The organism is Klebsiella sp. JN_Kp122 (assembly GCF_040062085.1).
Classification (GTDB): domain Bacteria; phylum Pseudomonadota; class Gammaproteobacteria; order Enterobacterales; family Enterobacteriaceae; genus Klebsiella; species Klebsiella aerogenes.
Genome location: NZ_JBEAHW010000047.1, coordinates 69881 through 86152, shown reverse-complemented (window position 1 = coordinate 86152; position 16272 = coordinate 69881). Strand labels below are relative to the sequence as shown.

The 16272-nt window shown below is 54.3% G+C and carries 15 protein-coding genes; 7 read left to right on the top strand and 8 right to left on the bottom strand.

The window, feature by feature from the left end:
- Positions 1-28: 28 nt before the first annotated feature.
- The 4 genes from ABLU78_RS21335 to cynR all read right to left on the bottom strand — a co-directional run bounded on the left by ABLU78_RS21335 (position 29) and on the right by cynR (position 3998).
- A complete protein-coding gene (locus tag ABLU78_RS21335; RefSeq protein ID WP_046884160.1) occupies positions 29-961 on the bottom strand; it encodes a LysR family transcriptional regulator in 933 nt (310 codons plus the stop codon).
- A gap of 194 nt (positions 962-1155) precedes the next feature.
- On the bottom strand, positions 1156-2460 hold the full coding sequence (locus ABLU78_RS21330; RefSeq protein ID WP_045365482.1) for a sorbosone dehydrogenase family protein: 1305 nt from the start codon (positions 2458-2460) through the stop codon (positions 1156-1158).
- Positions 2453-2890, bottom strand: coding sequence for a DUF2231 domain-containing protein (locus ABLU78_RS21325; protein WP_048228617.1), 438 nt, complete (start codon positions 2888-2890; stop codon positions 2453-2455). The genes ABLU78_RS21330 and ABLU78_RS21325 overlap by 8 nt, the downstream gene beginning before the upstream one ends.
- Before the next feature lie 220 nt (positions 2891-3110).
- Complete coding sequence (cynR, locus tag ABLU78_RS21320; protein WP_020079229.1) at positions 3111-3998, bottom strand: transcriptional regulator CynR; 888 nt, start codon at positions 3996-3998, stop codon at positions 3111-3113.
- 109 nt (positions 3999-4107) lie between these two features.
- Here cynR and ABLU78_RS21315 point away from each other — a divergent pair, with 109 nt between their 5' ends.
- Positions 4108-4758, top strand: coding sequence for a carbonic anhydrase (locus tag ABLU78_RS21315; protein ID WP_015704921.1), 651 nt, complete (start codon positions 4108-4110; stop codon positions 4756-4758).
- Positions 4759-4791: 33 nt separating this feature from the next.
- Positions 4792-5262 carry a cyanase gene (cynS, locus tag ABLU78_RS21310; RefSeq protein WP_015367354.1) on the top strand — a complete coding sequence of 157 codons (471 nt, stop codon included), beginning with the start codon at positions 4792-4794 and terminating at the stop codon, positions 5260-5262.
- A 51-nt stretch (positions 5263-5313) separates the two neighbouring features.
- Here the strand turns inward: cynS and ABLU78_RS21305 are convergent, their stop codons facing one another.
- The 4 genes from ABLU78_RS21305 to ABLU78_RS21290 form a co-directional block, all read right to left on the bottom strand.
- A complete protein-coding gene (locus ABLU78_RS21305) occupies positions 5314-6327 on the bottom strand; it encodes a LacI family DNA-binding transcriptional regulator (protein WP_015367353.1) in 1014 nt (337 codons plus the stop codon).
- Positions 6328-6356: 29 nt separating this feature from the next.
- Positions 6357-7757, bottom strand: coding sequence for a sucrose-6-phosphate hydrolase (locus ABLU78_RS21300; RefSeq protein ID WP_047041733.1), 1401 nt, complete (start codon positions 7755-7757; stop codon positions 6357-6359).
- Entirely contained in the window at positions 7757-9127 is a 1371-nt protein-coding gene (locus tag ABLU78_RS21295) for a sucrose-specific PTS transporter subunit IIBC (RefSeq protein ID WP_047041734.1), read from the bottom strand. The genes ABLU78_RS21300 and ABLU78_RS21295 overlap by 1 nt, the downstream gene beginning before the upstream one ends.
- Positions 9128-9241: 114 nt before the next feature.
- Entirely contained in the window at positions 9242-10165 is a 924-nt protein-coding gene (locus ABLU78_RS21290; protein ID WP_032711320.1) for an aminoimidazole riboside kinase, read from the bottom strand.
- A gap of 1251 nt (positions 10166-11416) precedes the next feature.
- Here ABLU78_RS21290 and flhD point away from each other — a divergent pair.
- The 5 genes from flhD to cheA all read left to right on the top strand — a co-directional run bounded on the left by flhD (position 11417) and on the right by cheA (position 16258).
- Positions 11417-11767 carry a flagellar transcriptional regulator FlhD gene (gene flhD / locus ABLU78_RS21285; protein WP_015367348.1) on the top strand — a complete coding sequence of 117 codons (351 nt, stop codon included), beginning with the start codon at positions 11417-11419 and terminating at the stop codon, positions 11765-11767.
- Positions 11768-11769: 2 nt separating this feature from the next.
- Positions 11770-12351: a flagellar transcriptional regulator FlhC gene (gene flhC, locus ABLU78_RS21280; protein WP_048228618.1), complete on the top strand. Its 582-nt coding sequence runs from the start codon at positions 11770-11772 to the stop codon at positions 12349-12351.
- A gap of 141 nt (positions 12352-12492) precedes the next feature.
- Positions 12493-13383, top strand: coding sequence for a flagellar motor stator protein MotA (gene motA, locus ABLU78_RS21275; RefSeq protein ID WP_015704927.1), 891 nt, complete (start codon positions 12493-12495; stop codon positions 13381-13383).
- Positions 13380-14303, top strand: coding sequence for a flagellar motor protein MotB (gene motB / locus ABLU78_RS21270; RefSeq protein ID WP_045360155.1), 924 nt, complete (start codon positions 13380-13382; stop codon positions 14301-14303). The genes motA and motB overlap by 4 nt, the downstream gene beginning before the upstream one ends.
- Positions 14300-16258 carry a chemotaxis protein CheA gene (gene cheA, locus ABLU78_RS21265; RefSeq protein WP_032714188.1) on the top strand — a complete coding sequence of 653 codons (1959 nt, stop codon included), beginning with the start codon at positions 14300-14302 and terminating at the stop codon, positions 16256-16258. The genes motB and cheA overlap by 4 nt, the downstream gene beginning before the upstream one ends.
- Positions 16259-16272 lie beyond the last annotated feature (14 nt).

The following is a 16272-nucleotide window of genomic DNA, read 5'->3' as shown; positions in this document are numbered from 1 at the left end:
CACATCCCTGCTTCAACTTCTCTCGTCATTAATGAGTCTCCTCCTCCCAGTAGGGCGGCATCCCAATCTTTTCAACCATAAAGTCGATAAAGGCTCGGACTTTATGCGGCACTCTCCTGTTTTGCGGGTACAGCATCCAGATGGCGGTTTCGCTAGGGAACATACTAAATTCCCACTCCGGGAATACCCGTTGAATGAGCCCTTGTTCTTCTGCCTGCTGCGATAGCCAGTTCGGTAAAATCGCAATCCCGGTGTGATTGACGCAGGCATAAAGCATGGCGGCGCTATCGCTAACGCTCAGTCGGTAGTTAATCGGGATGCGCTGCCATTCATCTTCTGAACCCATCTTACGGGTATACCAACCGGCGCCATGCAGACGAGAAAACATCACGATATTGATCTGCTGCTGGTCGGCGCCCGGCGTGGCAGAAGGGCGGTTTTCCGCAATCCACTGCGGGCTGGCCCAGGCTGAACGCGTCTGCGAAGCCAGTTTACGGGCATGAATCGAGGAGTCAGGCAAAATGCCGATGCGAATACTCAGGTCGATGCGCGCTTCAATCAGATCCTGCACTTCATCGTTAAAACTAATATCCAGCGAAATGTTGGGGTGCAGGCGAAGAAATTCATCAACAAAAGGCATCACGTGCAGACGGCCGAAGGTACTGGGTACGCTTAACCGCAGCAGGCCGGAAGGTTGTTTATCCAGTGCGGAAGTTAACTGACGGGTTTCCTCCCATTGTAATAACAGTTGTTGGGCGTGCGAGTAAAAAAATGCCCCGGTTTCGGTTAATGCTAATCCACGGGTTGAGCGGTTAAACAACGTCACCTGTAAATACTCTTCCAGCTCGGAAATATGGCGAGAGACGGTGGATACTTCAATATTTAAGGCTTTGGCGGCGGCGCTGAAACTTTTATAGTCAGCGGCGCTAACGAATGTTCTGATTGCGGATAAATGGTTCATCTGCTCTACGTCTCTTTGATGATGAATGTTTCTCAGCAACCTGTTCTTGTGTAGTCAACTACGATAGCGGTCCTGATAACTCAGCTTATCACTTTGTTTTCTCCATTATTCCCGGCAATATCTATGGATAATAATTTCAGGGCATAAAAAAGGCTCCCCTGACCGCGGGAAGCCGGAAAATTGATAGTGATATTTTATTTTGCGCTGACGCGCCAGACGGTATTACCGACATCGTCGGCAATGATTAACGCCCCTTCATTATCCTGCGCGAGTCCGACCGGCGCGCCGTACAGCTCTTTCTCATCGCGAGAGACAAAGCCGGTGATCACGCTCTGTGGTTTACCAACCGGTTTGCCGTCTTTAAAAGCGACGAAGCTGACTTTATAACCATTCAGCGGCGAACGGTCCCAACTGCCATGCTCGCTGATAAACACGCCGCCCTGATAGGTTTGCGGCAACATGTTTCCGGTATAAAACAGCATTCCCAGCGGCGCGACGTGGGAGCTCAGGGCATAATCCGGTTTGATCGCTTTGGCGACCATGTCCGGGCGCGGCGGCTGTACGCGGCGGTCAACGTGCTGTCCGAAATAGCTCCACGGCCAGCCATAAAACCCGCCATCCTGCACCGAAGTTAAATAATCGGGCACCAGGTCGGCGCCGATCTCATCGCGCTCATTGGCAATGGCCCAAAGCTTGCCCGTCTGTGGTTCCCAACCGAGTCCGGTAGGATTCCTGATACCGCTGGCGAAGATACGGCTTGCGCCGGTTGCCGTATCAACCTCCAGAACGGTGGCGCGACGATATTCAATATCCAGTCCATTCTCAGTAATATTACTGTTCGAGCCGACGCCCACATACAGCTTCTTACCATCCGGGCTTGCCAGTAACGCTTTGGTCCAGTGGTGATTGACGGTGCTGGGCAGGTCAGCCAGTTCGCTCCCCGCATCGCTGATATGTGTCGCCCCCGGCTGGTAGTGATAACGCATGATGTTGCCGGTATTGGCGACGTAAAGATCATCGCCAATCAGTTGTACGCCGAAAGGCGAGTGCAGGTGTTCAAGGAAAATATGTTTCTCCCAGCCGCTGGCGTTTTTACGCAATAGCGTAATGCGATTCCCGCCTTTTCCACCTTTGCCTGACTGATTTTTCACTATCCCGGCAATCAGCTGTTTCGGCGTAGTCAGCGGTTCCTCGCCAGGACCGTTGCTTTCAACGACCAGAATATCGTCGTTTGGCAGGACATAGACCATTCTGGGATGCAGGAATCCATCGGCTATTTTTTCTATTTTCAGCCCCTGGGCAACCGCCGGTTGTCCATCTCTTTTCCAGCCCACGCCGCGGGGAACCTGCATCGGCGGCATCAGGAAATCCTGGGCCTTCGGCATTACGGGATCGGGCCCTACCTGCTGATCCGGGCTGAGTTTCGCTTTCTCATCGCATCCGGACAGGGCAAGCGCGGTGGCGAGCATAACGGGCAGGGGCAGTAATACTTTATTCATGGCGAATCCCCTTATTATTAGCCAGGCAAGTGGAGCTGATAATATTGGCGACAAGCAGACAGATAACGGTAATCGATGAATAGATTACGTTCTGCGGCGCAATCGCCCAGGCGTCGCGGCTATGAACAAAACAGTTTACCAACGCGGCAATAATAGCGATAAGGTTTAGCCAGAAATCAATTTTTGCCGCCGGGCGTCGAGGAGCAAAAAACCAGACCTGCGCCAGATTAATCAACCGCGGAATGATGGCAAAAATAAGGCCAAGGGCAATAAGCCAACTGGCGCATTTTCCCCACATCACGTTAGTGCTGTAGAGATAAATAATATCGAAGATGAGACCGGCGATAAAAAAGCCGTAAGGCACCGGGTTGAGTAGATTATATATGACCATCGCAAGGCTATTACCTCGGTCATGAGAGCGTTCACTCATTGTCAATTCCTTGTCAGGGGGAATAAGGTAGGATGAAAATAATGCTGACGTTCAAGCCGGAATAATGAATACCGCTTAGCAGATAAAATTATACATATTGTTAACAATTTCAGTATGCCAATCGCGGGAAATCTGTTTTGCGCAAATGGTCATACTGGCTACGGTAAGATTGTTGCAGAAGGAAGGCGGCGGGCCAGATGCTGGCCGCGCCATCGTACGCTTAACTTTCTATTTGGGCTGCCAGCTCCCGGGCTATTTCGGCGAAAATTCGCGCCGCAGCTTTTGGTCGGGCGCCTTTGCGCTGCATTAACACCGCGGTTCTCTCAAGCGCGGCTTCTTTAAGCAATCGGGTCACCAGGCCAGTGCGCTGGGCGGCGACATTTAGCGGCAGAATGGTCACTAATTGGGTTCGCTGGATGATATCGAGGATGGCATTGATCGAGTGCATTTCAATGGTCACCTGCGGGTGAAAACCGGCTTGCTGTAAGCAGTGGTCAATTTGCAACCGGGTGGCGAAATGATGATTGAGCAGAATAAACTCCTCCGCGGCGAGCTGGCTCAAAGAAAGGGACTCTTCGCGGGCCAACGGGTGATGGTCCGCGACAACCAACGCCAGCACTTCCTGTAACAGCGGGGTGGAAACAATGTCTGGCGCGGTCCCCCCGGCAAAGGCAATACCAATATCCAGCTCATTTTCCAGCAGCAGGCCCTCCATCTTCTCCTGCGGCATCTCCTGAATATCCAGCGTGATATGCGGATAACGCGCATGAAATTCCGCCACTAATGGGACGACGAAATAGGAAGTAAAAGTGGGTGTCACGGCAATACGTAGAGAACCGCGGCTGAGGTCTGCGACATCATGAATGGCGCGTTGACCCTCATCCAGCAGTTGAAATGCCTGACGGGCATACTGCAAAAACACTTCTCCCGCGTCCGTTAGATGAATATGCCGGCCGCTACGGTCAAAAAGCTGCGCATCCAGGCTCTCTTCTAACATCCTGATTTGCTGTGAGAGCGCCGGTTGTGAAATATGCAGGGCTTCCGCCGCACGGGTAAAACCCTGATGTTCGGCGACGGCGAGGAAATATCTAACGTAGCGAATATTCACACTTACAATCCATAAGTTTTTTGGATGAGTTTGATTATAAACAAGACTTTTATTTTATGCCACGCGGCGCGTAACCTCCCTGACATTCCACAGCGAGGTAGACATTATCATGAAAGAAATCATTGACGGTTTTCTTAAATTTCAACGTGATGCATTTCCTGAGCGCGCTGAACTGTTTAAAAGTTTAGCCTCCCGGCAGAGCCCCAGTACGCTGTTTATTTCCTGTTCCGATAGCCGGATGGTTCCGGAGTTGGTCACCCAGCGAGAACCCGGCGATCTATTTGTCATCCGTAATGCCGGCAATATTGTCCCTTCTTACGGCCCGGAGCCCGGTGGCGTATCGGCATCGGTGGAATATGCCGTTGCCGTTCTGAAGGTCACGGATATTGTGATTTGCGGTCACTCCGATTGCGGGGCGATGACGGCGATTGCGCAGTGTAGCTGTCTGGATCATGTCCCCGCCGTCAAGCACTGGTTGCAATATGCGGATTCGGCAAAAGTGGTGAACGATGCCCGCGAGCATCGCGATCCGCAGGCCAAAACCGCGGCGATGGTGCATGAAAATGTCATTGCCCAACTGGCGAATATTCAAACCCATCCTGCGGTACGACTGGCGCTTGATGAAGGACGTCTGTCGCTACATGGCTGGGTATATGACATTGAAACAGGGGATATTGCCGCCTATGACGGCAATGCCAGAGCTTTTATTTCGCTGGCCGGTCATCCGGATACCCGAGCGGTGCCGGTTTACGGTCAGTAATTTCATTTCACTACGATATAACGAGGTCACACCATGATTCAGTCACAAGTTAGCCGCGAAGTTCGTCTGGAGTTAGCGAATAAAATTTTGCTGATTAAAGCCAAAAAGGATCTCTCCTTTGCACAACTGGTTGAAGGCACCGGTTTATCCGAAGCCTTCGTGACGGCCGCGCTATTGGGCCAGCATCCGCTGCCTGTCGAAGTCGCGAAAATGGTAGGCGCAAAACTGGAGCTCAGCGACGATGATGTTTTGCTGCTGCAGACCATCCCGGTCAGAGGTTCTATTGAAGACCGCGTACCAACGGACCCGACCATGTATCGCTTCTATGAAATGCTGCAGGTCTACGACACTACGCTGAAAGCGCTCATTCATGAAAAATTCGGCGACGGGATCATCAGCGCGATTAATTTTAAGCTGGATGTGAAAAAAGTCAGCGATCCGGAAGGCGGACATCGTGCAGTGATTACTTTCGATGGAAAGTATCTGCCAACGAAACCTTTCTGATGACAATTAACCGTTAACAGTACGGGCCTGAACCACGATCCAGGCCCGTTATTATCTGGCTGGCTGATAACGCATTTGCAGCGTGGCGGGCAGATAGCGCTGTAGCGGCTGTGGCATTTTACCGTCGATCAGCTGACTGATGAGATCGTAGCAGTGCCAGGCCAACTGGCGGTTATCCTGCTGGATGGTGTCGATGCGCAGCGATAGCGAATCATACAGATAGTGGTCATCGAAGCTGGCTAAATGGATCCCGGAATCCAGCAGGTTATGCTGGCTCATATAACGTAGTACCCCTTCCAGCAAGCCGCAGGCGGCAGTAAACAGCGCCTTCGGCGGCCGCCCGAGACGGGCGCACAGCGCGGCAAACATCTCATAGCCTGAGCTTGGGTGATAGTTGCCGTTGATGATCCATTCCGGGCGTAACTCAACCCCTGCCTGGGCTAATCCCTGACTAAATCCGGCCAGCCGATCGCGCGAGGGCGAGAGCCGCGGCTGCCCGCCGAGAAACCAGAACTCATCCGCGTGTTGCCCGGCGATACGGGCGATAAGTTCCGCCGTCGGCGCCAGTGAATCGGTCATCACCAGCGGCAGCGCGCTGTCGTTTGGATTACGGTCGAACAGCACCACCGGCAGCTGCTCGCTGAGCTTCAGATAGTCGGCGTCGCTATGCATGCAAGAGGCGACAATTAAACCATCGACCTGACGGGCAATCATATTATTGACCACCATGCTCTCCTGACCGGGATTCTCATCGGTGCAAGAGATAAGCAGCTGTACGCCGGCTTCGCGGCACAGGGTTTCCAGCTCGTGAGAAAACACGGCAAAACCATAGTTGGTGATCTCTGGCACAACCAGACCAATGGTATGGCTGCGGCTATCGCGCAGTGAACGGGCGTGAATACTCGGCTGGTAGTGCTGCTCGCGGGCGATAGCCAGCACCCGTTCGCGCGTCTCCTGCGCCACGCGCAGCTCTTTACCGCGACCGTTCAAGACCAGGCTGGCGGTGGCTTTAGAGACGCCAGCCAGTTCGGCGATATCTTTTATGGTAATGCGTTTGGGTTTCATCACGAGCCAGGAGCCTGAAAGCAAAACGCTTATTCTACCATGCATGGCCGCAGCGGCCAGCAGCAGAATGCCCTCGGCGTCGCACCGCTGAATACCAGTTTTCCAGGATAATCCGCAAAGAAGCGGCTGCTCATCACCCCTACGCCATCGTTAATAAAGATTTCGACGCTGGAACGGTCGATGAGGATCTGCAGTTTATGCGCCGTGCCGCGCCAGTAACGGTAATCGACTGTATCGGCCACCAGGCTTCGACGGGCCAGGCGTACGCCGTGCCTGTCCAGCGAAAGCTGCAGCACGCCCGCGAAATCCAGCGTCAGCGCATCGTCTGGCGCAACCTCGAAGGCGAGTTCCATCGGCTGCAGCGCCAGCGGTTCGGTCTGCCAGCCTTGCGCCTCGCCGCGCAGCGCCGCCAGTTCGCGCACGGGATTTTGATACAGCGTGCCGTGGCGCCAGCTGAGTTCCCGCAGGCAGGTCATCTGATGGATCCAGCCGTGGGCCCGCGTAGGTTGCTGCATCTCTTCTCCGTCGGGAACCCCCATCCAGCCAACCAGCAGACGGCGACCATCCTCCGCCAGGGTGGTTTGCGGCGCATAGAATTCGAAGCCGCTATCCAGCTCTTCGACCGCGCCATGGCGCCAGGTGGCGGCGGTTTGATCGAAATGGCCCTGCATCCAGACTGCCGGATAGGTGTTCAGGAAGCGCTGTGCCTCACGCGGCAATCCCTGCGGGCAGCTCAGTAAAATATACCGATCGCCGAGCGGGAACAGATCCGGGCATTCCCACATATAGCCGGCGTCTTTCAGGCCGTTAAGTCCGCTACCGGCAATTTCGCCATGACTGCTCCACTGCATCAAATCAGTAGAGCTGAATAGCAGTACCTTGCCGAGGTCGGCCAGATCGCGCGCGCCCAGCACCATCAACCAGCGATCGCCATCGCGCCAGACTTTGGGATCGCGCACGTGGCCGCTATAGCCTGCTGGCAGCGCCAGCACCGGGCCCTGTTTGCGAAAAGTGCCGTCGGGATTTTGCGTCGCCAGACACTGCCAGGCGGTACGGCTGCCATCGTTAAATTTCACATTACCGGTGTAGCACAGCGTCAGGATGCCGTTGTTATCTACCGCGCTGCCGGAGTAACAACCGTTACGGTCGTACTCCTCCTCTGGCAGCAGAGCAATCGGTTCGTGCCGCCAGTGCAGCAGATCCGGCGAACTCCAGTGTCCCCAGCCCTTATAGCGGTGATCGCAGGCGAGGGGATTCCACTGATAAAACAGATGATAACGACCATTGAAGTGGATAAAACCGTTCGGATCGTTCAGTAGCCCGCATACCGGCGCCAGATGCCACTGCGGATAGTGCTTATCCCGCAGCGCGCGCGGCTGGTGGTTCATGACGGCCTGCAGGACCAACGGTAACAAAAAAGGCTGCGACATTATTCTGCATCCGTTTTGTATTTGAGTGTCAGCGAAACGATAAAGGCGACCATAAACGCGATAGCCAGCCCGATGAGGTAGTTAAGCAGGGAGCTGGCCTGCACGATAGCCATTCCGGGGATGGCGGTCAGGCCGACGGCGGTCATATAGACGTGCATGGAGACGACCCAGGCGCCGCCCGCCGCGCCGCCAATCAACGCGGCGATAAAGGGCTTAACGTAGCGCAGGTTGATGCCGAATATCGCCGCTTCGGTGATGCCCAGCATCGCCGAAAAGGCGGACGGGAGGGCAATGGCTTTCACTTTCGCATCTTTGGTTTTAAACCACACCGCCAGACAGGCGCCGCCCTGGGCAATATTAGCCATCGCCCAGATAGGCAGCAGGAAATTGACGCCGATCGACGGGTTACCGAGCAGCCCGGCTTCGATGGCATGGAAGCTGTGGTGGATACCGGTGATGACGATCACCGAATACAGTCCACCGAATAGCAGCCCTGCCAGCCAACCAGCATGAGCAATAAGCGTGCTGAGAATAAATGAGATGCCGTCGCCGAGGGCACGACCGGCCGGGCCGATTATCAGCAGGGCGATAAATCCGGAGATAATAACCGTCAGGAACGGCGTGAGGATCAGATCCAGCGCGTCGGGAATCAGGCGTCGCAGTTGCTTCTCAAGCAGGCTCATAAACCACACCGCCAGCAGCACCGGGAACACCGTCCCCTGATAACCGATCATCGCCACCTCGAGGCCGAAGAAATTCATGGTATGGAATCCCGAAGCCACTCCCCAGGCGTTGGTCAGCGCCGGGTGGGTAAGAATACCGCCGAGGGTTGCGCCAAGATAAGGGTTACCGCCGAATTCACGCGCGGCGGTAAACCCGATCAGGATTGGCAGGATAATAAAAGCGGCCGAACTACACATATCGAGGATCAGGTAGATGGCGTTGCCCGGATCGACCCAGCCGTAGGTTTTCACCATCCCCAGCAGTCCCATCAGCAGGCCGGAGGCGACGATCGCCGGAATAATGGGCACAAAGATGTTCGACAGCAGGCGGGCGATCCGCTGGAACGGATTCAGTTTTTTCGCCGCCAGGTCTGCGGCTTCGGATTTGCTCGACTCGCTAATACCGGCCGCCTGAATAAAAGCGGCATACACTTTATTGACCACGCCGGTACCGAAGATGATTTGCATCTGGCCGGCGTTGCGAAAGCAGCCTTTTACCCCCTCAACTTTACCGATGGCCTGCTGGTCGGCGAGCGCGTCATCGACCAGTACCAGACGCAAGCGGGTGGCGCAGTGCGCGGCGCTGGCGATATTTTCTTTGCCGCCGAGCAGCGGCAGCAGAGCGTGAGAAATCTGTTGAAAATCCATAGTACCCTCTACAAAGTCTGTCATCATCATGGGCTATTGGGGGCCTGGAATGCCCCTAATGGCCGCTTTGCTAATTTTGCTAAAACGTTTTAATTATTTTGCCTGCTTTCATCGTTAATACTGGCGGTTCACATCGGCCTGGTACGGTAAGGCGGTCATCGCGCCTTTGGCGGTGGTCGCCAGCGCGCCGCAGGTTTGCGCCAGCGCGACGATCGGCTCCAGCGCGGCGACATCTTCAGGGAAGCCGTGAGCGGCGAGACTGGCGAGTAGCCCGGCAACAAAGGCATCGCCGGCTCCGGTGGTATCAACGCTGACCACCGGACGGGCCGGGAAGTGAATATGCTGTTGCTGGAACAGCGCCTGCACCCCGGCTTTTCCTTGCGTGATTAACAGCAGTTTTGGCTGAAAGCGCTCGCGGAACCGCGCAATACCGAGGGCAATATCGTCGCTACCGCTGATAAAGGCCAACTCCTCTTCCGACAGTTTCACCACGTCAGCCAATGCCAGCGCCCGGTCGAGACAACGCCGTAACAACTGGGGATCCTGCCACAGATCGCTGCGGATATTTGGGTCGAAGCTGACGCTGCCGCCGGTATGTTTAATCTTTTCCATCGCCGCGAAAGCGCTGCTCCGGCTGGGCTCGGCGCTGAGAGCGATAGAGCAGACGTGCAACCACTGGCCGGCCTCAAATGGCGGGAGATCGTCTGGTTGTAAAAAAAGATCGGCGCTTGGACGGACCATAAAGGTAAAGGTGCGTTCGCCGTGTTCATCCAGCGCTACCACGACGGTTGAGGTACGTTGTGCGGGATCTAAAGAAAGATGGCTGATATCCACGTTCTCCTGGCACAGCGTCTGGCGCATAAAATGGCCAAAAGGGTCGTCGCCGACCCGACCAATAAACCCACTATTGCCGCCAAGCCGCGCGACGCCGACCGCGACGTTAGCCGGTGCGCCGCCCGGGCACTGTAATAAACGGCCATCCCCCTCAGGCAGCAGATCGACGACCGCATCGCCGAGTACCCATACTTTACTGGTCATACTGATATTCCTTTTAGCTAAACTTTGTTAAACCGGTTTAGCTAATTTAAACATAACCGAAAATCCAACGGAACGAGGAAGTGATGAAAATGCGAACGGCAACGATAAAATGTGATCCAGTCGAGATATTGCACCTTTCGCGCTAGCTATTTTTTCTTTACTACAGCTTTGCAAATGAACGTGTCATTTTTCCCTACCAATAATAAGGGGGGGGGGCCAGGACGATAGGGGCTTATTGTCGAAGAAAAAATCCTCATATGCCTATTCGTTAATATTCATTCGCCGTTGTTGGGTGGTTTAAAAATATATTCATGATGGTTTTACGGGAGAGGGTGAGACCATTAATGACTTCTCGTTTTTTATTATTTTAACGTGGTAATAAGCTCGTTTCGTTAAAGGAATGTTAGAAAATCAACGCGGGAAAAAATACCCCTTTTGGGTAATGCACCAGTCCGTAAATGTTATAAAAAATTTATCCGTATCTGGTGAAGTTCAGCCACAAACAGGTGCGGGAAAATAGCGCCAGGCGTCACAACTGGGGGTACGTTGCGCGCATCTTGTACAATTGGTTGAGCTGAAAAAACAGGCAGCCTCAGACTGTTGCTGTTCGATTTTTATACGTTTTACGTAGGTGCTATCAGGGTATTAGATCTAATATCCTTGTATTACACCATGGTTATTTTTTATCGTAAAAACTAATGATTTACGTTGAATTTAACGCTCGTTCAGATTTTTATTCTTCAATTTTTATAATGTTATTTTTTTGTTCTAAATGTGCCAAATAAAACTAATTGCAATGGTTGATAACACTTTTTTTAAGGTAATTCATTTACTTGTGATCGTTAAATGATCGAATGTTGGTTATAAAGTGATCGAAATGAGGTGTTGTTACCGGTATTATTTTTTGTTTTTGTGATCAATGTCTCATTATATTCAAAATTTCCCCATACTTAATTGTGTGTGCTAATGATTCGGGAGTAGAGTTGCGCCGCCTTAAGAATATTCTTATAGAATTTCTAAAAATAGTTTCATGGCAATTCAACTCTCTCGAAGCAAATTCTTTACATCCTCCACTCCAGTTTGCACCTGTAACAAACTATTAACAGTGGGGTGAGTTTGACGATTAGCTGAATTTTTAGCTATCGCGAGTGAGCGTTTTAATTGCCGTCTTGGGGAAATAACTGAGGTCACGGGCGATTAAGTATCACGCCCCGTGTATGTTTTCTAACATGGCTTATCGGGATAGGGATTATGGGTACCTCCGAATTACTTAAGCATATTTATGACTTCAACCTGTCGTATTTATTTTTAGCACAGCGGCTGATCAACGATGAAAAAGTATCCGCAATGTTTCGTCTGGGAATTGACGAAACCATGGTTGATACCCTGGCGCAACTGACGTTACCGCAGATGGTGAAACTGGCTGAAACTAATCAGCTGGTGTGCAATCTGCGCTTCAGCGACCATCAGACTATCGAGCAATTGACCAAAGAGTCGCGCGTTGATGACCTCCAGCAGATCCATACCGGTATCCTGCTTTCCAGTCACCTGCTGCAAGAGCTCCGCGCCAAAGAAGGCGCTGCAGCGAAGAAAAGTGTTTGATAATGGCTGAGAAAAGTATTGTTCAGGAAGCGAAGGATATTCAGCTCGCCATGGAGCTGATTTCCCTCGGCGCGCGTCTGCAGATGCTGGAGAGTGAAACTCAGCTCAGCCGCGGGCGCTTAATTAAACTTTACAAAGAGCTGCGCGGCAGCCCGCCGCCGAAAGGGATGCTGCCGTTCTCGACCGATTGGTTTATGACCTGGGAGCAGAATATTCATTCGTCGATGTTCTACAACGCCTATTTGTTCCTGCTGAAGAGCGGCAAATGCAATGGAGTAGAAGCGGTGATCAAAGCCTATCGCCTGTACCTCGAACAGTGTCCGCAAGAAGCGGGCGAAGCGCCGCTACTGGCGTTGACCCGAGCCTGGACGCTGGTGCGCTTTGTTGATAGCGGTATGCTGCAGCTCTCTGCCTGCAACAACTGCGGCGGCTCATTTATCACCCACGCGCACCATCCGCAGCACGATTTCGTCTGCACGTTATGCCAACCGCCTTCACGCGCCGTAAAAAGACGTAAACTTTCTCCGCAACTGGCCGATATAACCTCTCAACTGCTGGACGAGCAGGCTAAACGCGTCATGTAAGTCGCCGTTCCGACGACTTACGGCAATCCATTTCGACGTGTAATACGCAGGGGCGGTATGCCGCCCCCCATTCCCCGCCTGGTTTACGCCAGGGCGCGTTTGCCTCGCCCGCCATCCACATTGTTAATTTGAGGTATGCGTGTGCTAGTGATATTGGGTTATCTCGTGGTCCTGGGAGCGGTATTTGGCGGCTATTTACTGGTGGGCGGCCACCTTGGCGCGCTGTACCAGCCGGCGGAATTCCTGATTATCGGCGGCGCCGGCATCGGCGCGTTTATCGTCGGCAACAACGGAAAGGCCATCAAATCCACGCTGCGGGCCTTGCCCAAAATGGTACGTCGCTCCAAATACAGCAAGGCGCTGTATATGGATCTGATGGCGTTGCTGTTCCTGCTGCTCGCAAAATCCCGTCAACAGGGGATGCTGTCGCTTGAGTTCGATATCGACAATCCTCAGGAAAGTGAAATTTTCGCTAATTATCCGCGCATCCTTGCCGATAACCATCTGGTGGAGTTTATAACCGATTATTTACGCCTGATGGTGAGCGGCAACATGAATGCTTTTGAAATTGAAGCGCTGATGGACGAAGAGATCGAAACCTTCGAACAGGAGAGCGAAGTGCCCGCCGGCAGCCTGGCGATGGTCGGCGACTCTCTGCCGGCATTTGGTATTGTCGCGGCGGTAATGGGCGTGGTGCACGCGCTGGCCTCGGCGGACCGCCCGGCGGCGGAACTCGGGGCGCTCATCGCCAACGCGATGGTGGGGACTTTCCTCGGCATTCTGCTGGCCTATGGATTTATCTCGCCACTATCCACGCTGCTGCGGCAAAAAAGCGCTGAGACCGTCAAGATGATGCAGTGCATCAAGGTGACGCTGCTCTCCAGCCTCAACGGCTACGCACCGCAAATCGCCGTCGAATTTGGCCGCAAAACGTTATACACCACCGAGCGCCCGTCGTTTGTCGAGCTTGAAGAACACGTACGCCAGGTGAAAGCGCCTGCCGCGCAGGCGACGGAAAGTGAAGAAGCATGAAGCATAATCACCCGGTGGTTCTGGTCAGAAAGCGCAAATCGCACCAGCCCGCCCATCACGGCGGTTCGTGGAAGATTGCCTATGCCGATTTTATGACGGCGATGATGGCCTTCTTCCTTGTGATGTGGCTGCTGGCGATCGCCAGCCCGCAGGAGCTGACGCAAATAGCCGAATATTTCCGTACGCCGCTGAAAGTCGCCCTCACCAGCGGCGATAAAAGCAGCTCGGAAAGCAGCCCGATCCCCGGCGGCGGCGAAGACCCGACCCGTGAAGTCGGGTTAGTCAGCAAGCAGATCAATACCGCGGATAAACGTGCCGAAGAGCTACGGCTTAACAAACTGCGTGACAAGCTCGATCAGTTGATTGAGTCAGACCCGCGCCTGAAGGCGCTACGCCCGCATCTGCTGATCAACATGATGGACGAAGGACTGCGCATTCAGATTATCGATAGCCAGAATCGGCCGATGTTTAAAACCGGTAGCGCTCAGGTTGAAAGCTATATGCGCGATATCCTGCGAGCGATTGCGCCAATCCTCAATGATTTGCCGAACAAGATCAGCCTCGCCGGGCATACCGATGACATCCCCTACGCCACCGGCGAACGTGGTTACAGCAACTGGGAACTGTCGGCGGATCGCGCCAACGCCTCGCGCCGTGAGCTGATCGCCGGCGGCCTGGCGGAAGGGAAGGTGCTGCGGGTGGTTGGTATGGCGGCGACCATGAGCCTGAAACAGCACGGCGCTGATGATGCCATCAACCGCCGCATTACCGTACTGGTGCTTAACAAAGAGACCCAGCAGAGCATTGAGCATGAAAATGGCGAAAGCAATGCGCTGGAGATTAGCCAGCCGGATGCGCTGCCAAAGCTGGTCGCGCCCGCGTCGGTTAACCGCGATTCACACCCAGAGGTGACCCCATGAGCATGGATATTAGCGCTTTTTATCAGACTTTTTTTGATGAAGCAGATGAGCTGCTGGCAGACATGGAGCAACACCTGCTGGAGCTGGATCCGCAGGCCCCCGATATCGAACCGCTAAACGCGATTTTTCGCGCGGCGCACTCGATCAAAGGCGGTGCGGCGACGTTTGGCTTTTCCGTATTGCAGGAAACCACCCATCTGCTGGAGAACCTGCTCGACGGCGCCCGGCGCGAGGAGATGCGCTTGAGCACCGAAATTATCAATCTGTTTCTGGAAACCAAAGATATTATGCAGGAGCAACTGGACGCCTATAAAACCTCGCAGCAGCCTGACGCTGAGAGCTTTGACTATATCTGCCAGGCGCTGCGGCAGCTGGCGCTGGAAGCGCAGCAGCAGGACGCGCCTGCCGCTGCGCCCGTCGTGGCCCAGCCTGCGCCGACGGCCATCGCCGGCGGTATGCGCGTGAGCTTAACCGGGCTTAAAGCCAATGAAATTCCGCTGATGCTGGAAGAGCTTGGCAACCTCGGCGAGGTTCAGGATCCGCAGCAAACTGACAATAGCCTTGAGGTGACCCTGCTGACCACCGCCAGCGAAGAAGATATTTGCGCGGTGCTCTGTTTCGTTCTTGAGCCGGAACAGATCAGCTTTACCACGCCGCCAACGACTGCCGCTAAACCATTGCCATCGGCCGAAGTTGTGCCGCCGCCGGTCGCCCAACCGCAGCCTGCTGTCGTCGAGCCGCCCAAAGCGCCGAGAGCGAAGGCCAGCGAATCGACCAGTATTCGCGTGGCGGTAGAGAAAGTTGACCAGTTGATTAACCTCGTCGGCGAACTGGTGATCACCCAGTCCATGCTGGCGCAGCGCTCAGGTAACCTGGATCCGGTGACGCATGGCGATCTGCTCAACAGCATGAGCCAGCTGGAACGTAACGCTCGCGACCTGCAGGAATCGGTGATGTCGATTCGCATGATGCCGATGGAATATGTATTCAGCCGCTACCCGCGGCTGGTGCGCGACCTGGCCGGCAAGCTCAATAAGCAGGTGGAACTGACGCTACAGGGCAGTTCCACCGAACTTGATAAGAGCCTGATCGAGCGCATTATCGACCCGTTAACCCACCTGGTGCGTAATAGCCTCGACCACGGTATTGAAGATCCGCAAACCCGTCTGGCGGCAGGTAAGTCTGAGGTGGGCAATCTCATTCTGTCCGCTGAACATCAGGGCGGCAATATCTGCATCGAAGTGATCGATGACGGCGCCGGGCTCAATCGCGAAAAAATTCTCGCCAAAGCGGCGGCGCAGGGGCTGGCGGTCAGCGACAGCATGAGTGATGAAGAGGTCGGAATGCTCATTTTCGCGCCGGGCTTTTCGACCGCGGAACAGGTGACCGACGTCTCTGGCCGCGGCGTCGGCATGGACGTCGTGAAACGGAACATCCAGGAGATGGGCGGTCACGTTGAAATCCATTCCCGGGCGGGCAAAGGGACCTCGATTCGTATTTTGCTGCCTCTGACGCTCGCCATCCTCGACGGCATGTCGGTCAAGGTCAATGAAGAGGTCTTTATTCTGCCGCTCAACGCGGTGATGGAATCGCTGCAGCCGCAGGCCGAAGACCTGCATCCGATGGCCGGCGGCGAACGGATGCTGCAGGTCCGCGGCGAGTATCTGCCGCTGGTGGAGCTTTACCGGGTGTTTGACGTCGCCGGGGCGAAAACCGAGGCCACTCAGGGCATCGTGGTGATTCTGCAAAGCGCCGGCCGCCGCTATGCGCTGCTGGTGGATCAGCTGATCGGCCAGCATCAGGTAGTGGTAAAAAATCTGGAAAGCAATTACCGCAAAGTGCCGGGAATTTCCGCGGCGACGATCCTCGGTGACGGCAGCGTGGCGCTGATCGTCGACGTGTCGGCGCTGCAAATGCTCAATCGGGAAAAGCTGCTGAGCGCAGCGGCCGCATAACGACTCATCTCATC

What these genes read in the sequence shown, in the direction of transcription:
- ABLU78_RS21295 (WP_047041734.1), bottom strand. Translation starts at nt 9,127, where the DNA reads ATGGATTTTCAACAGATTTCTCACGCTCTGCTGCCGCTGCTCGGCGGC.
- flhD (WP_015367348.1), top strand. Translation starts at nt 11,417, where the DNA reads ATGGGTACCTCCGAATTACTTAAGCATATTTATGACTTCAACCTGTCG.
- cynS (WP_015367354.1), top strand. Translation starts at nt 4,792, where the DNA reads ATGATTCAGTCACAAGTTAGCCGCGAAGTTCGTCTGGAGTTAGCGAAT.
- ABLU78_RS21315 (WP_015704921.1), top strand. Translation starts at nt 4,108, where the DNA reads ATGAAAGAAATCATTGACGGTTTTCTTAAATTTCAACGTGATGCATTT.
- ABLU78_RS21330 (WP_045365482.1), bottom strand. Translation starts at nt 2,460, where the DNA reads ATGAATAAAGTATTACTGCCCCTGCCCGTTATGCTCGCCACCGCGCTT.
- motB (WP_045360155.1), top strand. Translation starts at nt 13,380, where the DNA reads ATGAAGCATAATCACCCGGTGGTTCTGGTCAGAAAGCGCAAATCGCAC.
- ABLU78_RS21300 (WP_047041733.1), bottom strand. Translation starts at nt 7,757, where the DNA reads ATGTCGCAGCCTTTTTTGTTACCGTTGGTCCTGCAGGCCGTCATGAAC.
- cheA (WP_032714188.1), top strand. Translation starts at nt 14,300, where the DNA reads ATGAGCATGGATATTAGCGCTTTTTATCAGACTTTTTTTGATGAAGCA.
- ABLU78_RS21335 (WP_046884160.1), bottom strand. Translation starts at nt 961, where the DNA reads ATGAACCATTTATCCGCAATCAGAACATTCGTTAGCGCCGCTGACTAT.
- ABLU78_RS21290 (WP_032711320.1), bottom strand. Translation starts at nt 10,165, where the DNA reads ATGACCAGTAAAGTATGGGTACTCGGCGATGCGGTCGTCGATCTGCTG.
- ABLU78_RS21305 (WP_015367353.1), bottom strand. Translation starts at nt 6,327, where the DNA reads ATGAAACCCAAACGCATTACCATAAAAGATATCGCCGAACTGGCTGGC.
- flhC (WP_048228618.1), top strand. Translation starts at nt 11,770, where the DNA reads ATGGCTGAGAAAAGTATTGTTCAGGAAGCGAAGGATATTCAGCTCGCC.
- ABLU78_RS21325 (WP_048228617.1), bottom strand. Translation starts at nt 2,890, where the DNA reads ATGAGTGAACGCTCTCATGACCGAGGTAATAGCCTTGCGATGGTCATA.